The sequence below is a fragment of the Streptomyces sp. 8K308 genome, assembly GCF_004348315.1.
Taxonomy (GTDB): Bacteria; Actinomycetota; Actinomycetes; order Streptomycetales; family Streptomycetaceae; genus Streptomyces.
In genome coordinates this window covers 1-15489 of record NZ_SMKC01000156.1, presented here as the reverse complement: position 1 = coordinate 15489, position 15489 = coordinate 1, and the positions used below count along the sequence as shown (strand labels likewise).

14 protein-coding genes, 1 other RNA gene and 1 pseudogene are annotated in these 15489 nt (G+C 74.7%); 7 read left to right on the top strand and 9 right to left on the bottom strand.

The annotated features are described in order from the left end of the window. Nucleotides 1-242, bottom strand: a 242-nt coding sequence (locus E1265_RS20890) for a hypothetical protein (protein ID WP_132932159.1), incomplete at its 3' end; no start/stop codon positions are given. A gap of 326 nt (nt 243-568) precedes the next feature. Here E1265_RS20890 and E1265_RS38155 point away from each other — a divergent pair. Continuing rightward, on the top strand, nt 569-943 hold the full coding sequence (locus E1265_RS38155; RefSeq protein ID WP_207931149.1) for an RICIN domain-containing protein: 375 nt from the start codon (nt 569-571) through the stop codon (nt 941-943). Nucleotides 944-1040: 97 nt separating this feature from the next. After that, nucleotides 1041-1484, top strand: a pseudogene (locus E1265_RS20880) (PHB depolymerase family esterase); the annotation flags it as partial. Nucleotides 1485-1577: 93 nt separating this feature from the next. Here the strand turns inward: E1265_RS20880 and rnpB are convergent. After that, nucleotides 1578-1983, bottom strand: an RNA gene (gene rnpB / locus E1265_RS20875) — RNase P RNA component class A. Nucleotides 1984-2030: 47 nt separating this feature from the next. On the opposite strand from rnpB, the gene yaaA reads away from it, so the two are divergent. Further along, on the top strand, nt 2031-2810 hold the full coding sequence (gene yaaA / locus E1265_RS20870; protein WP_132932157.1) for a peroxide stress protein YaaA: 780 nt from the start codon (nt 2031-2033) through the stop codon (nt 2808-2810). Here the strand turns inward: yaaA and E1265_RS20865 are convergent. Genes E1265_RS20865 through E1265_RS20855 form a run of 3 tightly spaced genes read right to left on the bottom strand, consistent with a single transcriptional unit; the run spans nt 2797 to nt 5822 of the window. Then, nucleotides 2797-4218, bottom strand: coding sequence for a bifunctional RNase H/acid phosphatase (locus E1265_RS20865; protein WP_132932167.1), 1422 nt, complete (start codon nt 4216-4218; stop codon nt 2797-2799). The two genes, yaaA and E1265_RS20865, sit on opposite strands and share 14 nt — an antisense overlap. Nucleotides 4219-4220: 2 nt before the next feature. After that, complete coding sequence (locus E1265_RS20860) at nt 4221-4964, bottom strand: C4-type zinc ribbon domain-containing protein (protein ID WP_132932155.1); 744 nt, start codon at nt 4962-4964, stop codon at nt 4221-4223. A gap of 12 nt (nt 4965-4976) precedes the next feature. Further along, nucleotides 4977-5822: a Nif3-like dinuclear metal center hexameric protein gene (locus tag E1265_RS20855; protein ID WP_132932153.1), complete on the bottom strand. Its 846-nt coding sequence runs from the start codon at nt 5820-5822 to the stop codon at nt 4977-4979. A 281-nt stretch (nt 5823-6103) separates the two neighbouring features. Between E1265_RS20855 and E1265_RS20850 the strand changes: the two genes are divergently transcribed. The 3 genes from E1265_RS20850 to E1265_RS20840 all read left to right on the top strand — a co-directional run bounded on the left by E1265_RS20850 (nt 6104) and on the right by E1265_RS20840 (nt 9093). Next, entirely contained in the window at nt 6104-7378 is a 1275-nt protein-coding gene (locus tag E1265_RS20850; RefSeq protein WP_243740982.1) for a hypothetical protein, read from the top strand. Nucleotides 7379-7466: 88 nt separating this feature from the next. Next, the gene (locus tag E1265_RS20845; protein WP_132932163.1) at nt 7467-8132 is read left to right on the top strand and encodes a class I SAM-dependent methyltransferase; all 666 of its coding nucleotides are present in this window, start codon (nt 7467-7469) and stop codon (nt 8130-8132) included. 166 nt (nt 8133-8298) lie between these two features. Beyond that, on the top strand, nt 8299-9093 hold the full coding sequence (locus E1265_RS20840) for a DUF5336 domain-containing protein (RefSeq protein WP_132932152.1): 795 nt from the start codon (nt 8299-8301) through the stop codon (nt 9091-9093). 65 nt (nt 9094-9158) lie between these two features. Here E1265_RS20840 and E1265_RS20835 read toward each other — a convergent pair whose 3' ends face one another. The 3 genes from E1265_RS20835 to E1265_RS20825 form a co-directional block, all read right to left on the bottom strand. Beyond that, nucleotides 9159-10232 carry a prenyltransferase gene (locus tag E1265_RS20835; RefSeq protein ID WP_132932150.1) on the bottom strand — a complete coding sequence of 358 codons (1074 nt, stop codon included), beginning with the start codon at nt 10230-10232 and terminating at the stop codon, nt 9159-9161. Further along, the gene (locus E1265_RS20830) at nt 10229-10954 is read right to left on the bottom strand and encodes a class I SAM-dependent methyltransferase (protein WP_132932148.1); all 726 of its coding nucleotides are present in this window, start codon (nt 10952-10954) and stop codon (nt 10229-10231) included. The genes E1265_RS20835 and E1265_RS20830 overlap by 4 nt, the downstream gene beginning before the upstream one ends. Nucleotides 10955-11439: 485 nt before the next feature. After that, a complete protein-coding gene (locus E1265_RS20825; RefSeq protein ID WP_132932146.1) occupies nt 11440-12723 on the bottom strand; it encodes a glycosyltransferase family 4 protein in 1284 nt (427 codons plus the stop codon). Between the two features lie 345 nt (nt 12724-13068). Between E1265_RS20825 and E1265_RS20820 the strand changes: the two genes are divergently transcribed. Continuing rightward, complete coding sequence (locus tag E1265_RS20820; protein ID WP_243740981.1) at nt 13069-14592, top strand: prenyltransferase/squalene oxidase repeat-containing protein; 1524 nt, start codon at nt 13069-13071, stop codon at nt 14590-14592. A 558-nt stretch (nt 14593-15150) separates the two neighbouring features. Here the strand turns inward: E1265_RS20820 and E1265_RS20815 are convergent. Further along, the coding region (locus E1265_RS20815; RefSeq protein WP_132932145.1) for a peptidoglycan-binding domain-containing protein at nt 15151-15489 on the bottom strand (339 nt) is incomplete at its 5' end.

The following is a 15489-nucleotide window of genomic DNA, read 5'->3' as shown; positions in this document are numbered from 1 at the left end:
TCGTTGAAGGTCGCGCCCAGCCCCACCGCCTGAGGAAAGACGGTGGCCCGGCCCATCCAGGCCACGCCATGCAGCGCTTCCTGCCCAGTGTGGAACGCCGACAGCCCGAGCCTTGCCACGGCGGGCGCTTGCGAGGGCAGCATCGCGATGCGCTCATCCACGGTCAGCCGTGCCAGCAGGTCGGCGACCCGCTCCGGCGTCGACAGACGCGCATCGCGAAACGGCAGCGGTTCAGCGGTCACGAGAAATCCCCTTGGGGTCGCGGTCAAAGGCAGGGTGACGCACAGCCGGACGCATAACAGGACAGACGCAGAGACAGGCTGGCGAGAGCGGCGCCACTGTCGAAGCGCTTCGATGCTCAGTCAGAGTCCTGATCCTGTCAAGAGCCCGCGCGACAACAACGGAGATGCCGAGACTTCGCATGAGTAACGTTGCAGGTTCCCGGACGAACTTCTGCAGCAGGTCTTGTGCGACCTGCTGAGTGCTCCTAATCTCCCCGATTCGAAGCGCTTCGATCATTCGTCTTACGTATGAGTGGGCGTCAGTGTCACGAAGGGGTGCCGACGTCATGCCGAACGCTCCGGGGCCGAGTCGGAGAAGCTTCCTCACCTCCACCGCCATCGCCACCGCCGCGGTCGGCGAGACGCCGCTGCTCTCCGCCTGCGGGGGCGAGGGCAGCCAGGGCCAGGAGGGACGCGTCTCCGAGGACGAACCGCGGTCCCTGCTGCCGACGTACCGGCCGTCCGATGCCGCGACCGAGCCCGACATCGCCAGCGAGCACGGCTCCAGCCCCGGCTACACGGGCGCTGAACGGCGACGGCACCATCAGTCAGTCCAATCAGGACTGTGTCTCGACGTCTCCGGCTGGGGCACGGCCAACGGCACCCCGGTCAACCTGTGGACCTGCCACGGCGGCGCCAACCAGCAGAGGACACTCACCTAGCTCCGATCCCCGAGCACTCGACCCGAGGCGCCTGGACTCGCTTTCAGGCGCCTCGGACCTCGCCTGTCCCACGGTCCCCCTGACAAGGAAGGAGCCCATGTCCGCAGTCATCCGATTGCAGCACAGCGCGACAGCGGTCTTCGCGATCGCGCTCGTGCTGGCCTCCGCGCTGGTGGTCTTCGTGACCCCCCAGGCGGCGCACGCCGCCCAGCTCCGGCAGATCACGAACTTCGGGAACAATCCCGGCAACCTCGAGATGTACCTGTACGTGCCGGACAACGTCCCCGCGAACCCGGCGATCGTGGTGGGCAACCACTGGTGCACCGGTTCCGGGCCGGACTTCTACAACGGCACCCAGTTCGACGAACTGGCGAACGAGTACGGCTACATCGTCATCTACCCGTCGGTCACCCGCAGCAGCAAACGCTTCGACGTCGCCTCCCAGGCCTCGCTCTCGGGCACCGGCGGCGACTCCGTCAGCATCAAGTCGATGGTCGACTACACGCTCGCCAACTTCGGCGGCGACCCGAACCGGATCTACGCTACCGGCATCTCCTCGGGTGCGATGATGACCAACGTCCTGCTCGGGGTCTACCCCGAGACACCGCCTTTGACCTGCGACGACGTGGGGCGGCGGACGAGTCGGCCTGTACGCCGGGTTCTGTCTCCCGGTGGCCTCGCGGCCAGCGGGGAGGCGGTCATCCATCTGGGGCCGATGTCGCCATCGGCCTCAAGCGGTCTACCCGCGGACTCGGGCGGGCAGCCCTCGGTCGTCCGCGCAGGGCCGCCGGTTGGTGGCCCCTCTTGACCTTGCTCCGGGTGGGGTTTACCGAGCCGCCCAGGTCGCCCTGGGCGCTGGTGGTCTCTTACACCACCGTTTCACCCTTACCGGGTGCCGCTCGCGCGGCCCCGGCGGTTTGCTTTCTGTGGCACTTTCCCGTGGGTCGCCCCAGGTAGGCGTTACCTACCACCCTGCCCTGCGGAGCCCGGACGTTCCTCGGCGAGATCTGGGATCGCGCCGCGACCGCCCGGCCGGCTCGTCCGCCGTGCCACCCATTCTACCTGCGCCGACGGGTACCCTGGGGCGATGCTCGTGCTGCTGCCGCCGTCTGAGGGGAAGGCCGGGGCCGTCAAGGGGGCCCCGACCGATCTGGATGCCTTGTCGTCGCCGGAGCTCGGTCCGGCGCGGGAGGCCGTCCTCGACGAGTTGGTGGAGCTGTGCTCCGGCGACGAGGTGAAGGCGCGCGAGGTCCTGGGCCTGAGCGAGCGTCAGGGTGCTGAGGTGGCGCGCAACGCGGCGCTGCGAAGCGCGCCGGCGCGGCCGGCCGGGGAGCTCTACACGGGGGTGCTGTACGACGCGCTCGACCTCGGCTCGCTCGACACGGCGGCCAGGCGGCGGGCGCGTGCCTCGTTGCTGGTGTTCTCCGGGCTGTGGGGCGTGGTGCGGATCACCGACCGGATCCCGGCCTACCGCTGCTCGGGCGGGGTGCGGCTGCCGGGTCTCGGCGCGCTGTCCGCGCACTGGCGCGGGCCGCTGGCGGCGGCGCTGCCCGCCCTGGTGGGCGAGGGGCCCGTGCTCGACCTGCGGTCGTCAGCGTACTCGGCGATGTGGCGGCCGACGGGCGAGCTGGCGGAGCGCACGGTGACGGTGCGGGTGTTGCAGTCCCGGGTCGTGGACGGGGTGGAACGACGGTCCGTGGTCAGCCACTCCAACAAGGCCACCAAGGGCCGCCTGCTGCGCGACCTGCTCACGGCCGGCCCGCTGCCGCGCTCGCCGCGCCGGCTGGCGGAGGCCCTGCGCGAGCTCGGCCATCTGGTGGAGACTCCCGCCCCGGGGCGCCTCGACGTGGTGGTCACCGAGCTGTGACCGCCGCCAGGTGCCCGGTGTCGTTGAAGCGGCGGACGGACGCGTTGCCGTCCGGGTAGTAGGCGACCTCGGAGAGCGCGGCGGCCGACAGCTCCATCCGGAACATGGCGACCGGCGGGGCGTCGAGGGCCAGCCGGAGCAGCGTCTTGATCGGCGTGACGTGGCTGACCACCAGCACGGTGCGGCCGGCGTACCGCGCGGTGATCCGGTCCCTTGCGACGGCGACCCGCCGGGCCACGGCGGTGAAGCTCTCCCCGCCGCCGGTGGGTTGGGCGTCCGGATCACGCAACCAGACGGCCAGGTCGACCGGGTGGCGCTCCTCGACCTCGGCGAAGGTGAGGCCCTCCCAGGCGCCGAAGTCCGTCTCCCGCAGCGCGTCGTCCGTCCGCACGGGGAGGTCGAGCCGCCGCGCCACGAGCTCGGCGGTCTCGCGACAGCGGGCCAGCGGCGAGCTGACGACGGCCGTCACCCCGGCCTCGGCGAGCGCCCGCCCGGCGGCCTGCGCCTGCCGGCGGCCGGTCTCCGACAGCTCCGGGTCCCCACCGCCACTCCCCGAGAACCGCTTCTGCGGGGTGAGCGCGGTCTCCCCGTGCCGGAGGAGCAGGAAGGACGTGGCCGCGCCGGTGGCCCTCCCCCAACCGGTGGCCGCCGAGGGCCGGCCCTCCGGCCCGGCACCGACCGCGGCACGACGCGCGGCCTCGTCCCCGACCCGCGGGCCGCGGCCCGAAGGGGCCGAGTCCGCCCGGCCCGCCGGCCCGGTGCCAACGTCAGCCCGAGACCGCCCGCCGGCCGCGCCACGCCCCGCCTGGTCCGCGGGGCCGGCGGCGGCCCAGGCGCCGCCGCGCGGCCCGCCGGCTCCGGGCTCCGCCCGGCCGGCATCGCCGCTCGCGGCCCGGCCCGCCGGGGCGGGCTCCGGGGCGCGGGGCGGAGCCCCGCCCTCCGCCGCCGCCTCGGGCCGGCCGTGGCCGACGTCCCTTCGAGCCGCGAAGCCGGCAGGCGTGGCCGCTCCCCGGTCCATCGCCTCGTTGGCGAGCCGGTCGGCGTGCTTGTTGCGCTCGCGGGGGACCCACTCGTAGCTGACCGCGCCCGGCCGGAAGACCGTGCGGGCCTCGGCGGCCAGCGGCCGCATGTCGGGGTGCTTGATCTGCCAGCGGCCCGACATCTGTTCCACGACGAGCTTGGAGTCCATCCGCACCCGCACCCGTGCCTCGGGGTCGATCGCGTGCGCGGCCCGCAGGCCGGCGATCAGGCCCCGGTACTCGGCGACGTTGTTGGTCGCCCGGCCGATGAACTCGGCCGTCTCGGCGAGCACTTCGCCGGTCGCGGCGTCGGCGACCACGGCGCCGTAGCCGGCCGGCCCCGGGTTGCCCCGGGAGCCGCCGTCGGCGTGCACCACGAGCTCCACCAGGCTCACAGCCCGGATTCTGGCGTCCGGACCAGGATGCGGCGGCAGTTCTCGCACCGCACCACGGCGTCCGGCGCGGCGGCCCGCACCTCGTTCAGCTCGGTGATGTTGAGTTCGAGCCGGCAGCCCTCGCAGCGCCGCTGGTAGAGACGGGCCGCGCCGACGCCGCCCTGCTGCTCGCGCAGCTTGTCGTAGAGCTTGAGCAACTCGGCCGGGACCTGGGCCGCCACCTCGGAGCGCTCCTTGCGGACGGCCGCCGCCTCGGCGTCGATGTCCTGGGTCGCGGCGTCCCTGCGCTGGGTCGCCTCGGCCGCCGTGGCCTGCAACTCGTCGAGCCGCGCGGCCAGTTCCTTGGCGCGGGTCTGGGCGGCCTCGTGCCGCTCCATGATCTCGAGGACGATGGTCTCCAGGTCATCCTGGCGTCTGGCCAGCGAGGCCAACTCGCTCTGCAGGCCGGACAGATCCTTGGGGTTTGTCACCAACCCGGAGTCGAGACGCTGCTGGTCGCGTGCGGCACGCTGCCGCACCTGGTCGACGTCCTGCTCCGCCTTGGTCTGGTCGCGGGCGGTGTCGCTCTCCTCGGTCTGCGCGGCCACCAACAGGTCGCGCTGCTGGGTGAGATCGGCCTCAAGGGCGCGGATCTCGGCGTGCTCCGGCAGGTTTTCGCGCCGGTGCGCGAGCTGGGTCAGCCGGACGTCCAGGGCCTGGACGTCAAGCAGCCGGATCTGGTCGGCGGGCGCGGCGTTCAGTTGGGGGCTCCTTCACTGCTGCTGAGGGCTGAGGGAGGGCTGGTGGGTGACCCACGGGTCGGTGACCCGGTGGGACACATGGGTGCGCAGGCCCCACCCGTGACGTTCCGAGACGGTGTCGAGCTGGGCGGCGGCCAGCTCGCACCACGGCCATTCGGTGGCCCAGTGGGCGGCGTCGACCAGCGCGAGGTCGTGGGCGTGCTCGCGGGCCTCGGACGCGGGGTGGTGGCGCAGGTCCGCGGTGACGTAGGCGTCGACGCCCGCCGCCCTGACGTGGTCGAAGAGGCTGTCGCCCGAGCCGCCGCAGACGGCGACGGTGCGGATCGGCCGGTCAGCGGGGCCCGCCGAGCGGACGCCCTGCGCGGTGGCGGGCAGCCGGGCGGCGGCCAGCGCCGTGAACTCGCCGAGCGACAGCGGGTGGTCGAGCTCGCAGAGCCGGCCGAGGCCGCGCCGCCCGGCCGGGTCGGTGGGGTCGGGGACCAGCGGCCCCGTGACGCGCAGGTCGAGCGCGCCGGCGAGAGCGTCGGAGACCCCGGGATCGGCGCGGTCCGCGTTGGTGTGCGCGACGTGGAGGGCGACGCCGTGCCGGATCAGGGTGTGCACGACCCGGCCCTTGAAGGTGTCGGCCGAGACGGTGGTGGTGCCGCGCAGGTAGAGCGGGTGGTGGGTGACAAGCAGGTCGGCGCCGATGGCCACCGCCTCGTCGACGACCTCCTGGACGGGGTCGACGGCGAACAGCACTCGGCGCACCTCGGCGTCCGGGTCGCCGCAGACGGGACCCACGGCGTCCCAGTCCTCGGCCCGCTCGCGGGGCCAGAGGGTGTCGAGCGCGGCGATCACGTCGGAGAGTACGGGCACGCGCCCAGGCTACCGCCCCACGCCGGGCCGGGCTCCGCGCTTCCGGCGACCGGCCGGTGGCACGCACACCCGACCCCGGTTGATCATGGGAACCGGGTGACCGTCACCCTTATGCGTGAAGCAGCTCAAGCCGAGTTGTTCGGCTGGCAGTACGAACCTAGCGTCCTGGCTGGAGGTGAGCGTCCCGTGTACCAGAGGTCTCCCATCAGTTCTCCCGTCCTTCGGATTCGGCACGTTCGGCGCCTGACCCGCCGGCTGCGGGCGCGAGAGGCAGGAGAGTCATGACGGCCGAGGTCACCGAGCCCGTGCGCGTGCCGGGACCGCCCGCGTTCCGCCCGACACCACTGACGATCGCGGCGGGCGGCGGCTATGCCGCCCGCCTCGTCCTGGTGGACGGCGCCGACTGCTGGTGTCCCGAGCGCTGGACCCTGGACGGCCCGGAGCCCTACGCGGTGCGGCTGCCAGGGACGCAGCCCGAGGACCCGACGAGCGAGCTGATGCCGCTGGCCGACGGCCGGGTGCTGATCGGCCGCCGGGCCGACGGCCGCCACCACTTCTCACTGCTCTACCCCTCGGGCCCCGAGACCGGCGAACTGCCGCTGGGCGCCGTGGAGTCCGAGGTGCTGACGCTGCTCCCGCCGGCGCCCGACGGGGCGCGAGTGTACGCGCTGGCCAGGCAGGAGGAGAACACGGCGCTCTGGCTGGTGTGCGGAGGCGCGTTCGGGCCCGAGTTGGTGACGGTGCTGGCCGGCCGCTGCTCGGGCGGCGCCTGGCTCGACACCTCGGGGCGGCTGCTCGCGCTCGACCGGACGGACGCCGAGGGACGCACCCGCACCGTCACCGTGGACGTCGAGCACGGCGGCGAGCCGGCGGAGTTGCTGCGGATCGCGGAGGACAGCAACGACCGGCTGCTGCTCGCCGATCCGGACAGCGGGCTGCTGCTCGTGCGGTCGGACGCGCCGGGCGCCGACCGGATCGGGTGGGGCGTGCTCGGCAGCCAGTCGCCGGTGCGGTTCCCCGAGGCCCTGCACCCGGAGAACGTGACGGTGACGCCGTTCGCGCTCCAGCCCGGGCAGGTGTTGATGCCCGAGGCGTGCGCGGTGGCGCTGCGGATGACGACGGCGAGCGCCGACTGGGTGGCGGTGTGGCAGCCGAGGCAGCGGGAGCTGCGGCACCTGGCCGCGCCGGACGGCTGGCTACCGGGCACCGGCCGGTGGACGACGGACGGCTGGCTGCTGCTGCCGTACACGACGGCCACCGTGCCGTGCGGCCTGGCGCGCACCTCCGCGCCGGAGCCCGAGCCGGCGGCGCCGGCCGCGACGACGGCGCCTGCCGCGCCGGCCGAGCCCGTCCCCGAGCCGTCCGCCGCGGCGGAGCCGGCGGCCGTGCCGGAGCTGGAGACCGCGGCGGCCGCCGCCCCGCGGGAGCCGGCGACCGCGCCCACGCCCGACCAGGCCCAGGGCGCGACCGGCCCGAACGTCGAACCACCGGCGCAGGTGACGTCCGTCGCCAAGCCTGTTCCGCTCCAGCAGGCACCGCTCGCCCGGGTCGGCTGACCCCGCTGGCTTCGCCGCGCGGCCCATAGGGCAGCATGTGACCGCAAGGAACCGGACCACAGGGGGACGCGTGACGGGACCGGGCACGATGCCGGACGCGGAGGAGACGGAGTTCGCCGTCTTCGCCGCGTTCGAGGCCGCGAAGGGCTTCATGCCGGTCGACGAGGGCCGGGCGCTGCACGCCGCGGCCGTCGAGGCGGGCCGCCTCGGCCTGCCGTTGCTGGAGATCGGCAGCTACTGTGGCCGCTCCACGCTCCTGCTGGCCGACGCCGCCCGCCGGGCCGGCACCGTGGTCGTCACCGTCGACCACCACCGGGGCAGCGAGGAGCAGCAGTCCGGGCAGGAGTACCACGACCCGGAGCTGCTCGACGCCTGGGACGGCTCGCGTCTGGACACGCTGCCGGTCTTCCGGCGTACGGTGGCCGCTGCGGGCCTGGAGGCGCACGTCGTGGCGGTGGTGGGCGGATCCCCACAGTCCGCCGCGGCACTGGGCGGCGGCGGTGGCGGCCGGTTCGGCCTGGTCTTCATCGACGGAGGCCACACGGACGCGCACGCCACCGCCGACTACGAGAGCTGGGCGCCGCAACTCGCCGATGGCGGGCTGCTGGTGATCCACGACGTGTTCCCCGACCCGGCGCTCGGCGGCCAGGCCCCGTACCGGATCTGGCGGCGCGCCGTGTCGAGCGGCGCCTTCGCCGAGGTCTCGGCGCACGGCTCGCTGCGGGTGCTGAGACGGCTGGCACCAGGCCTCTGACCCGCGCGGGTCGGGTGCGCGCCGGGGCGACGTCACGGCCGCATCACAAGCGTGTCGCATAGGAAACAGTCCTCCTGTTCCCCGGGCCGGTTCAGAACTTCATACATACGATGGGGCCCGCCCTGTCTGACCAGACCATGACGACGAGAACCACGAAGGATCTGACGTGAACAACCGCTCGCTCTCCCGAGGCGACGCTGTAGTAATCGGAGCAGCGGTCCTGCTCTTCATCGCCTCGTTCCTGGACTTCTACACCATTGACTACGCCGAGTTCGGCGGCGGCAGCGAAGGCATCAACGCCTGGGACTCCAACCTCTTCCCGGTCCTGCCCTCGGTCTTCCTGGCCGGCGTCCTCGGCGCCGCCGCGATCGTCGTCTCGCGCTTCCTGCCGCAGCAGGACAAGGAGTTCGGCGGCCTGAAGCTGAACCAGTGGGGCACCGCGCTGACCGTCACCTCGGCCTGGGCCGCCCTCTGGTCGCTGGGCGGTGGCGGCGAGGCCAGCGCGGGCGTCGGCCTGATCATCGGCCTGCTGGCCGCCCTGGTGCTGGCCGCCGCCGCGATCATGACCCCGCTGGTTCCGGGCCTGAAGGCCCCGCTGACCGGTGGCAGCCCCGGCACCTCGCAGCCCGCCGGTTACGGCTACCCGGGCGCGGGCGCCCCGCAGCCCGGGTACGGCTACCCCGGCCCGGGCGCCGGCGCTCCGCAGCAGTCGTTCGCGCCGACCCAGGCCGCGCCCGCCGCGTCGGCTGGCGCGTCGGACCCGAACTTCCAGCCGTTCTGGTTCGCGGTGCCCGCCACCCGCCCGCTGTACGGCGAGGACGGTTCGCCGACCCCGATCGCCGAGCTGGCCCCCGGCACCTGGTACCTGGCCGTCGAGCAGCGCGGCCAGCAGCTGGTGGCGCAGACGCAGGACGGCCGTCGCGGCGTGCTGCAGGACACCTCGGGCATCCAGCGCGGCTGACCCGCACCACCGATTGCGGCGAGGGCCCGCCGGGACGCACCACGTCCCGGCGGGCCCTCGCCGCGTCACGCGCAGCAGTCGGTGTCCAGGCCGCGCGGCAGACCGGCGCCGCCGAAGACCGCGCGGGTGGGGGTGTCGCCGGCCAGGGCGGCCACGGCGAGCAGGACGGAGCCGGCGGTCCAGGTGGTGCGCTCGGTGGGCCAGACCGCGTCGTCCGCGTAGACGTATCCGGTCCAGTACAGGCCGTCCTCGGCGCGCAGGCGCCCGATCGAGCGCAGTATCTCCGCGGCGCGCCGTTCCATGCCGACCGCCCAGAGAGTCAGGGCGAGTTCCGCGCTCTCCCCGCCGGTGACCCATGGGTTGGTGCGGACGCAGCGGACGCCGAGGCCAGGGACGACGAACGCGTCCCAGTCGGCGGCCAGCCGGGCACGCGCGTCCTGGCCGCGCAGCGCGCCGCCGAGCACCGGGTAGTACCAGTCCATCGAGTACCGGGACTTGTCGAGGAAGCGCTCAGGGTGACGGCGGATGGCGTGCCCGAGCCGGCCGACCGCGAGCTCCCAGTCGGGCTGCGGCGAGCCGGCCAGGTCGGCGAGGGCGAGGGCGCAGCGGAGCGCCTGGTAGACAGAGGAGCAGCCGGTGAGCAGCGCGTCGGCGACGGGCGTGCCGTCGGGATCGCGGCGCCAGCCGAGTTGGCCGCCCTCCTGCTGGAGGTCGAGCGTGAACTCGACGGCCGCGCGCACGACCGGCCACATGCGGCGGCGGAACGCCTCGTCGCCGGTGGCGAGGTAGTGGTGGAACACCCCGACGGCCGGGTAGGCGCAGAAGTTGGTCTCCCGGCCGAGGTCGGTCGGGCGGGCGGCGTCCCCCTCGGCATAGGCGGCGTACCAGGACCCGTCGGCGTTCTGGTGCCGGGCCAGCCACTCGTAGGCGGCGGCGGCCCGATCGTGGCGCCCCGCGGTGTCCAGGGCCATGGCGGCCTCGACGTGGTCCCAGGGGTCGAGGTGGTGACCACCGAACCAGGGTATGGCGCCGTCCGCGCGCTGCTCGGCGGCGATGGCCCGGGCGGTCTCCTCTGCCTCGGCGGCGCTGAGCACCCCCGGCAGCGCCAGCGGCTCGACGCGGCGCTCCGCGCTGGTCACGGGGTGCCCGAGCGCGGCTTGGTGGCGTAGACGACGAGGCTCTTGCCGAGCACCGGGTCGAGCAGCCGCTCGGCGGCGCGGGTGGCCAGCGGCCGCTTCATGATGTCCCAGACCAGCAGCCGGTGATAGGCGCGCACCGGCAGGGCCCGGTCGTTGTCGACGCCGAGGGCGCACTTGAGCCACCAGTAGGGCGAGTGCAGGGCGTGCGCGTGGTGGGTGCCGTACGGGCGGAGCCCGGCCTCGCGCAGCCTGGCCACGAGCTGGTCGCCCCGGTAGATGCGGATGTGGCCGCCCTCGACCTGGTGGTAGGCGTCCGAGAGCGCCCAGCAGACGCGCTCGGGGAAGTAGCGCGGCACGGTGACGGCGATCCGGCCGCCGGGGCGCAGCACGCGGACCGCCTCGGCGAGCAGACCCTTGTCGTCGGGGACGTGCTCCATGATCTCGGAGACGATCAGCACGTCGAAGCTGTCGTCGGGGAACGGCAGCGCGAGCGCGTCGCCCCGGACGGCGAGCGCGCGCGAACCCTCGGGCGCCTCGCCTGCCTCGCGCATGGCGGCCAGCCAGCCGGCGGTGTGCCGGACGTCGTCGCCGTCGCGGTCGAGCGCGACGACGTGCGCGCCGCGCCGGTAGCACTCGAAGGCGTGCCGCCCCTGCCCGCAGCCGAGATCCAACACGTGGTCGCCTGCGGCGACCGGAAACCGCGAGAAATCCACGGTCAGCACGAGATCATCCCCTGTCCATCGTCACGACGAGCCGCCACCTCGGCACTGCGCGCGGAGTTGTGCCCCCACCGATGTGCCGCGCCGCTCGGCGTCGGGTTCTGGTCCCCACCCACCGGCCCCTTCTCGCGCTGCGCGCGGGCGGGTGGCACCGCCGCCAGGCACGCCGCCCGTGGAGCGGCCGGCCCGCTCTGTCGGGCGCTTCGCCGCGGTGGGCAGGCGTGCGTACGTGCCCCGCGAACCCGCCCGCACTGCGCGCGGTGAGGGCGCCACCGCACCGGGTATGCGGACGGCTTCGCCGCGCGGCGACGGCGGCCGCGCCGCCGGAGGCTCCGCGCGGCCTGCGTGCCAGGCGTGCGCGCCAGGCGGCACCGCCGCCGGGCGGGACCTCGCCCGGCCCGCCCAGTGGAGCGCCTCGCGCTCCGCGCGGCGAGCGGTCGAGCGCACGTGCCCGCCGGCTGCGCCGCCGAAGGCGCCGCGCGGAGGGCTCACCGGTTGGCCAGCGCGGACGCGTAGTGCCCCGCCGTGGTGTGCGCGGCCTGCTGCCAGGTGAAGTGGCGGAGGACACGTTCGCGGCCGGCCGCGGCGATGCGCGCGCTGAGCGCGTCGTCGGCGAGCAGCCTGGCCAGCGCCGCGGCCAGCGCGCCGGCGTCGCCCGGCGGGACGGCGAGGCAGGTCTCGCCGTCCGGCCCCGCGACCTCGGGGATCGCGCCACCGGTGGTGGCGACCAGCGGCGTGCCGGCGGCCATCGCCTCGGCGGCCGGCAGGCAGAAGCCCTCGTAGAGCGACGGCACGCACGCCACCCGCGCGCCGCGCACCAGGTCGGCGAGTTCCGCGTCGCTGATGCCCTTCACGAACTCGACCGCGTGCCCGAGGCCGAAGCGGTCGAGCGCCTCCGCGACGGGCCCGCCCGTCGGCCGGTCGCCGACCACGACCAGGTGCGCGCCCGGCCGCTCGGTCCGCAGCTTGGCCAGCGCCTCCACCAGATGGACCAGGCCCTTGAGCGGGGCGTCGGCGCTGGAGGTGGTGACGATCCGGTCCGGCACCCGCGGCACGCCGGGGTCCGGGTGGAAGACCCGGGTGTCAGCGCCGATGGGGACGACGTGCACCCGCTTGGGCGACACGTCGAAGTCCTCGATGATCTCGCGCCGCGAGGCCCCGGAGACGGTGAGCACGATCGGCAGCCGCCGCGCGACCCGCCGCTGCATGCGCGTGAAGCCGTACCAACGCCGCACCGAGTAGCGCCGCTTGCGGCTGTCGGCCGCGGCGAGTTCGAGGCGGCGGTCCACGGTGATGGGGTGGTGGATGGTGGTGACCAACGGCAGCCCGAGGCGCCGGGTGACACCCAACAGACCGTAGCCCAGCGTCTGGTTGTCGTGCACGACGTCGAACTCGTGTCGCCGCGCGGCGAGTTCCCGGGCCGCGCGCAGCGCGAAGGTCCGCGGCTCAGGGAAGCCGCCGGTCCACATGGTGGCGACCTCCAACACGTCGACCCAGTCCCGGTATTCGGCGAGCCGCGGCGTGCGGAACGGGTCGGGCTGCCGGTAGAGGTCGAGGCTCGGCAGCTCGATCAGCGGCACGCCCTCGTCGAGCACGGGGTAGGGCTGGGCGCCGATGACCCGCACCTGGTGGCCCAACGCGGCCAGTTCGCGGGAGAGATGGCGGACGTAGACGCCCTGGCCGCCGCAGAAAGGATTCCCCTTGTAGGTGAGCAACGCGATCCTGAGCGGGCGGTCCACCCCGGGGCGGTCCACACCAGCCTCAGCCGCCACGCGCGTTCCCCCTCGGTGTCCCTTGCTACTCACGGGTATCGACCCTAACCCGCCACCGCCTCCGGCGGATACGCCCCGGACCTGGTGATTATCACCACGTGTCGGCGCCCACCACGGCAAACCCGATCGGCCGACAAACGCCGCCCGGCGCGCGGGAGTCGGCGGGACGGGGGGTGGCACAGGCACCGACCCGCCCGCCGGTGTCAAGCCGGCCGGGTGCGACCGGCCGGATAGAGTGACCGCCGACACCGTCGAGGAACACGGCGCTGAGCCCGGTGCCCGCAGCGCGTCGCCGCGCGTGCCGGTGAGTCGTCCCGGCGGACCAGCACAGCGAAAGGCTTCCAGGTGTTCGACCACCACTCTCGTCAGCGGTCGCCGCGCCGCGCGGCGTTGGCCGGCGGGGCGGCGGCGCTGACCGCCGCCGTGGCCCTGGCCCAGCCGGCCACTGCGACGGCCGCGGCCCAGGCCGCCGCGCCGGTCTCCGCTCCGGCCGCCGAGACGCCGATCGGTCTCTTCGGCCGGAGCGACCCGACGTACGACGGGGTGCTGCGGCAGTCGATCGCGCTGCTGGCGCAGGACGCTGCCGGCTTCGAGCCGGGCGCCCCTGCCGTGGACTGGCTGCTCGGCCAGCAGTGCGCCGACGGTTCCTTCCTCTCCTTCCGCGCCGACCCGCAGGAGCCCTGCCCCGACGTGACGGCCGCCGACTCCAACGCGACGGCGCTGGCCGCGCAGGCGTTGACCGCGCTCGGCGGGCACGAGGAGCAGGTGACGGCCGCCCTCGACTGGCTGGTCGGGGTGCAGAACGCGGACGGCGGCTGGAGCTTCAACCCGGGCGGCCCGAGCGACGCCAACTCGACGGCGGTCGTGGTCAGCGCGTTCTCGGCGGCCGGCCAGGACCCGGCCGAGGTGCGCCGCGAGGGGAACTCGCCGTTCGACGCGCTGGCCGCCTTCCAACTCGGCTGCGACGCCCCGGAGGACGAGCGCGGCGCCTTCGCCTGGCAGCCGGACCCGGAGTCGGGCGAGCTGACCGCCAACGACGCGGCCACCGTCGACGCGGTGCTCGCCTCGGCCGGCAGCGGCCTGCTGGTGGACCCGGAAGCGGTGCCGTCGGTCGCCCCCACCGCCGAGCCCTGTGACGGCGATGAGGCGGACGAGGAGACGGCGGACACGGAGGAGACGGGCGACGCGTCCGCCACCGACGGCGCCTCGGGTGAGGAGCCGCAGACCCCGCAGGCGCCGCAGCTCGCCTCGGGCGCCGCCGGCGCTGCCCAGCTGACCGCCGCGCTCAGCGACAACGGCCAGTACCTGGCCGCCCCGCCGGCCGGCGACGGCACGGGGGAGGGCGCGGACCGGCTGCCGGACTTCGGCAACACCGCCAAGGCGGTCATCGCGCTGGCCGCGCTCGGCGACGACGCGGCGCTCGCCGGGCCGCTCGGCTGGCTGAGCGAGCACCACACCGAGTGGCCCGACCACGCCCAGAGCCCGGCCGCCCTCGGCCTGCTGGTGCTCGCGGCGCACGCGGGCGGCGCCTCGCCCACCGACTTCGGCGGCACCAACCTGGTGAACGCGCTCAACGCCCTGGGCCCGGCGCCCGACGACGACTCGGCGACCGCCGGCGGCGACACGGCCGACGACGACAGCGGCGGCGGCCTCGGCGCGGTGCTGTGGGTGATCGCGCTCGGGCTGCTGGCCGGCATCGGCATCGGTGTCCTGCTGAGCGTGCGGCGCGCCCGCGCCCGCGAGACCGACGCGGCGTTCGGCCCCGCCGAGGGCGACAAGCCGGCCCCCGACCAGAAGGACGCATCGGGCCCCCCCGAAGCCGAGCCGGGCGACCCAAACCGCCGCGACGACCGAGACGACACCGCCTGACACCGGTCGCCGCCCCGCCCGCCACGAGGCGGGCGACGCGCCGGCGAGGAGCTGCCCGGGAGTCCGAGCGCCACCGGCCAGGACGTCAGAAGCCGGCCCCCGACCGAGGCCAAAGCGGCCGGGAAGGACAAGGCGACAGACCACGACGCCGAACGGAAGGACGCCGCCTGACACCGGACAGCCGCCACGCGACAGCCGCTGGACGAGGTGCCTCCGCGCCTCTCCCGCGGCTCCACCGCCCGCGAGGCGGGTGACGCGTCGCCCAGAGGGCCGGGCGGGAGGCCGAACCGCCGAGCGGGATGGGCAAGCCCAGACCCGACGCGTCGTCCCCGGCCACAACGAGGCCGGGCCGCCCGCCCGCGAGGCGGGACGGCACTCCGCCCAGGAGACCGGGCAGGGACCCCGAATCGCCGCACAGGACGAGACAGGCCCAGACCCGACCCGCCGCCCAAGACACAACGGCACCGGGGCCGTCCAGGAGACCGGGCCGCCGGAGTTGTGGGGGGGGCGAGGCGTGGCAGGCCACAGCGCCCGCGTGGCCTGCCCGGCCGGCGAGGCCTACGGCTGGGTCGTGTTGGCTTCCAGCGTCTTGCGGGTGGCGGCGCCGTAGACGCCGGGCGGGTCGTCCTGGACGCCGTAGGCGCTCTGGAAGCGTTCCACCGCGTCCCTCGTCTCCTCGTCGTAGACGCCGTGCGCCTCGCCCGCGTAGACCCAGTTGAGCTGGAGCAGCCGCTTCTGCAGTTCGACCACCTCGGGGCCCTCGTCCCCCAGTTGGATCACGGGCGGAGGGGTCTCGCCCGGGTCCGGTGGTTCGTCCGTCGGCTCCTGGGTGGGCGGCTCCGAGGGTTCATCGGTGGGGGGCTCGTCGGTGCCGGGGTCGCTCGGCTCGGTGGGTGT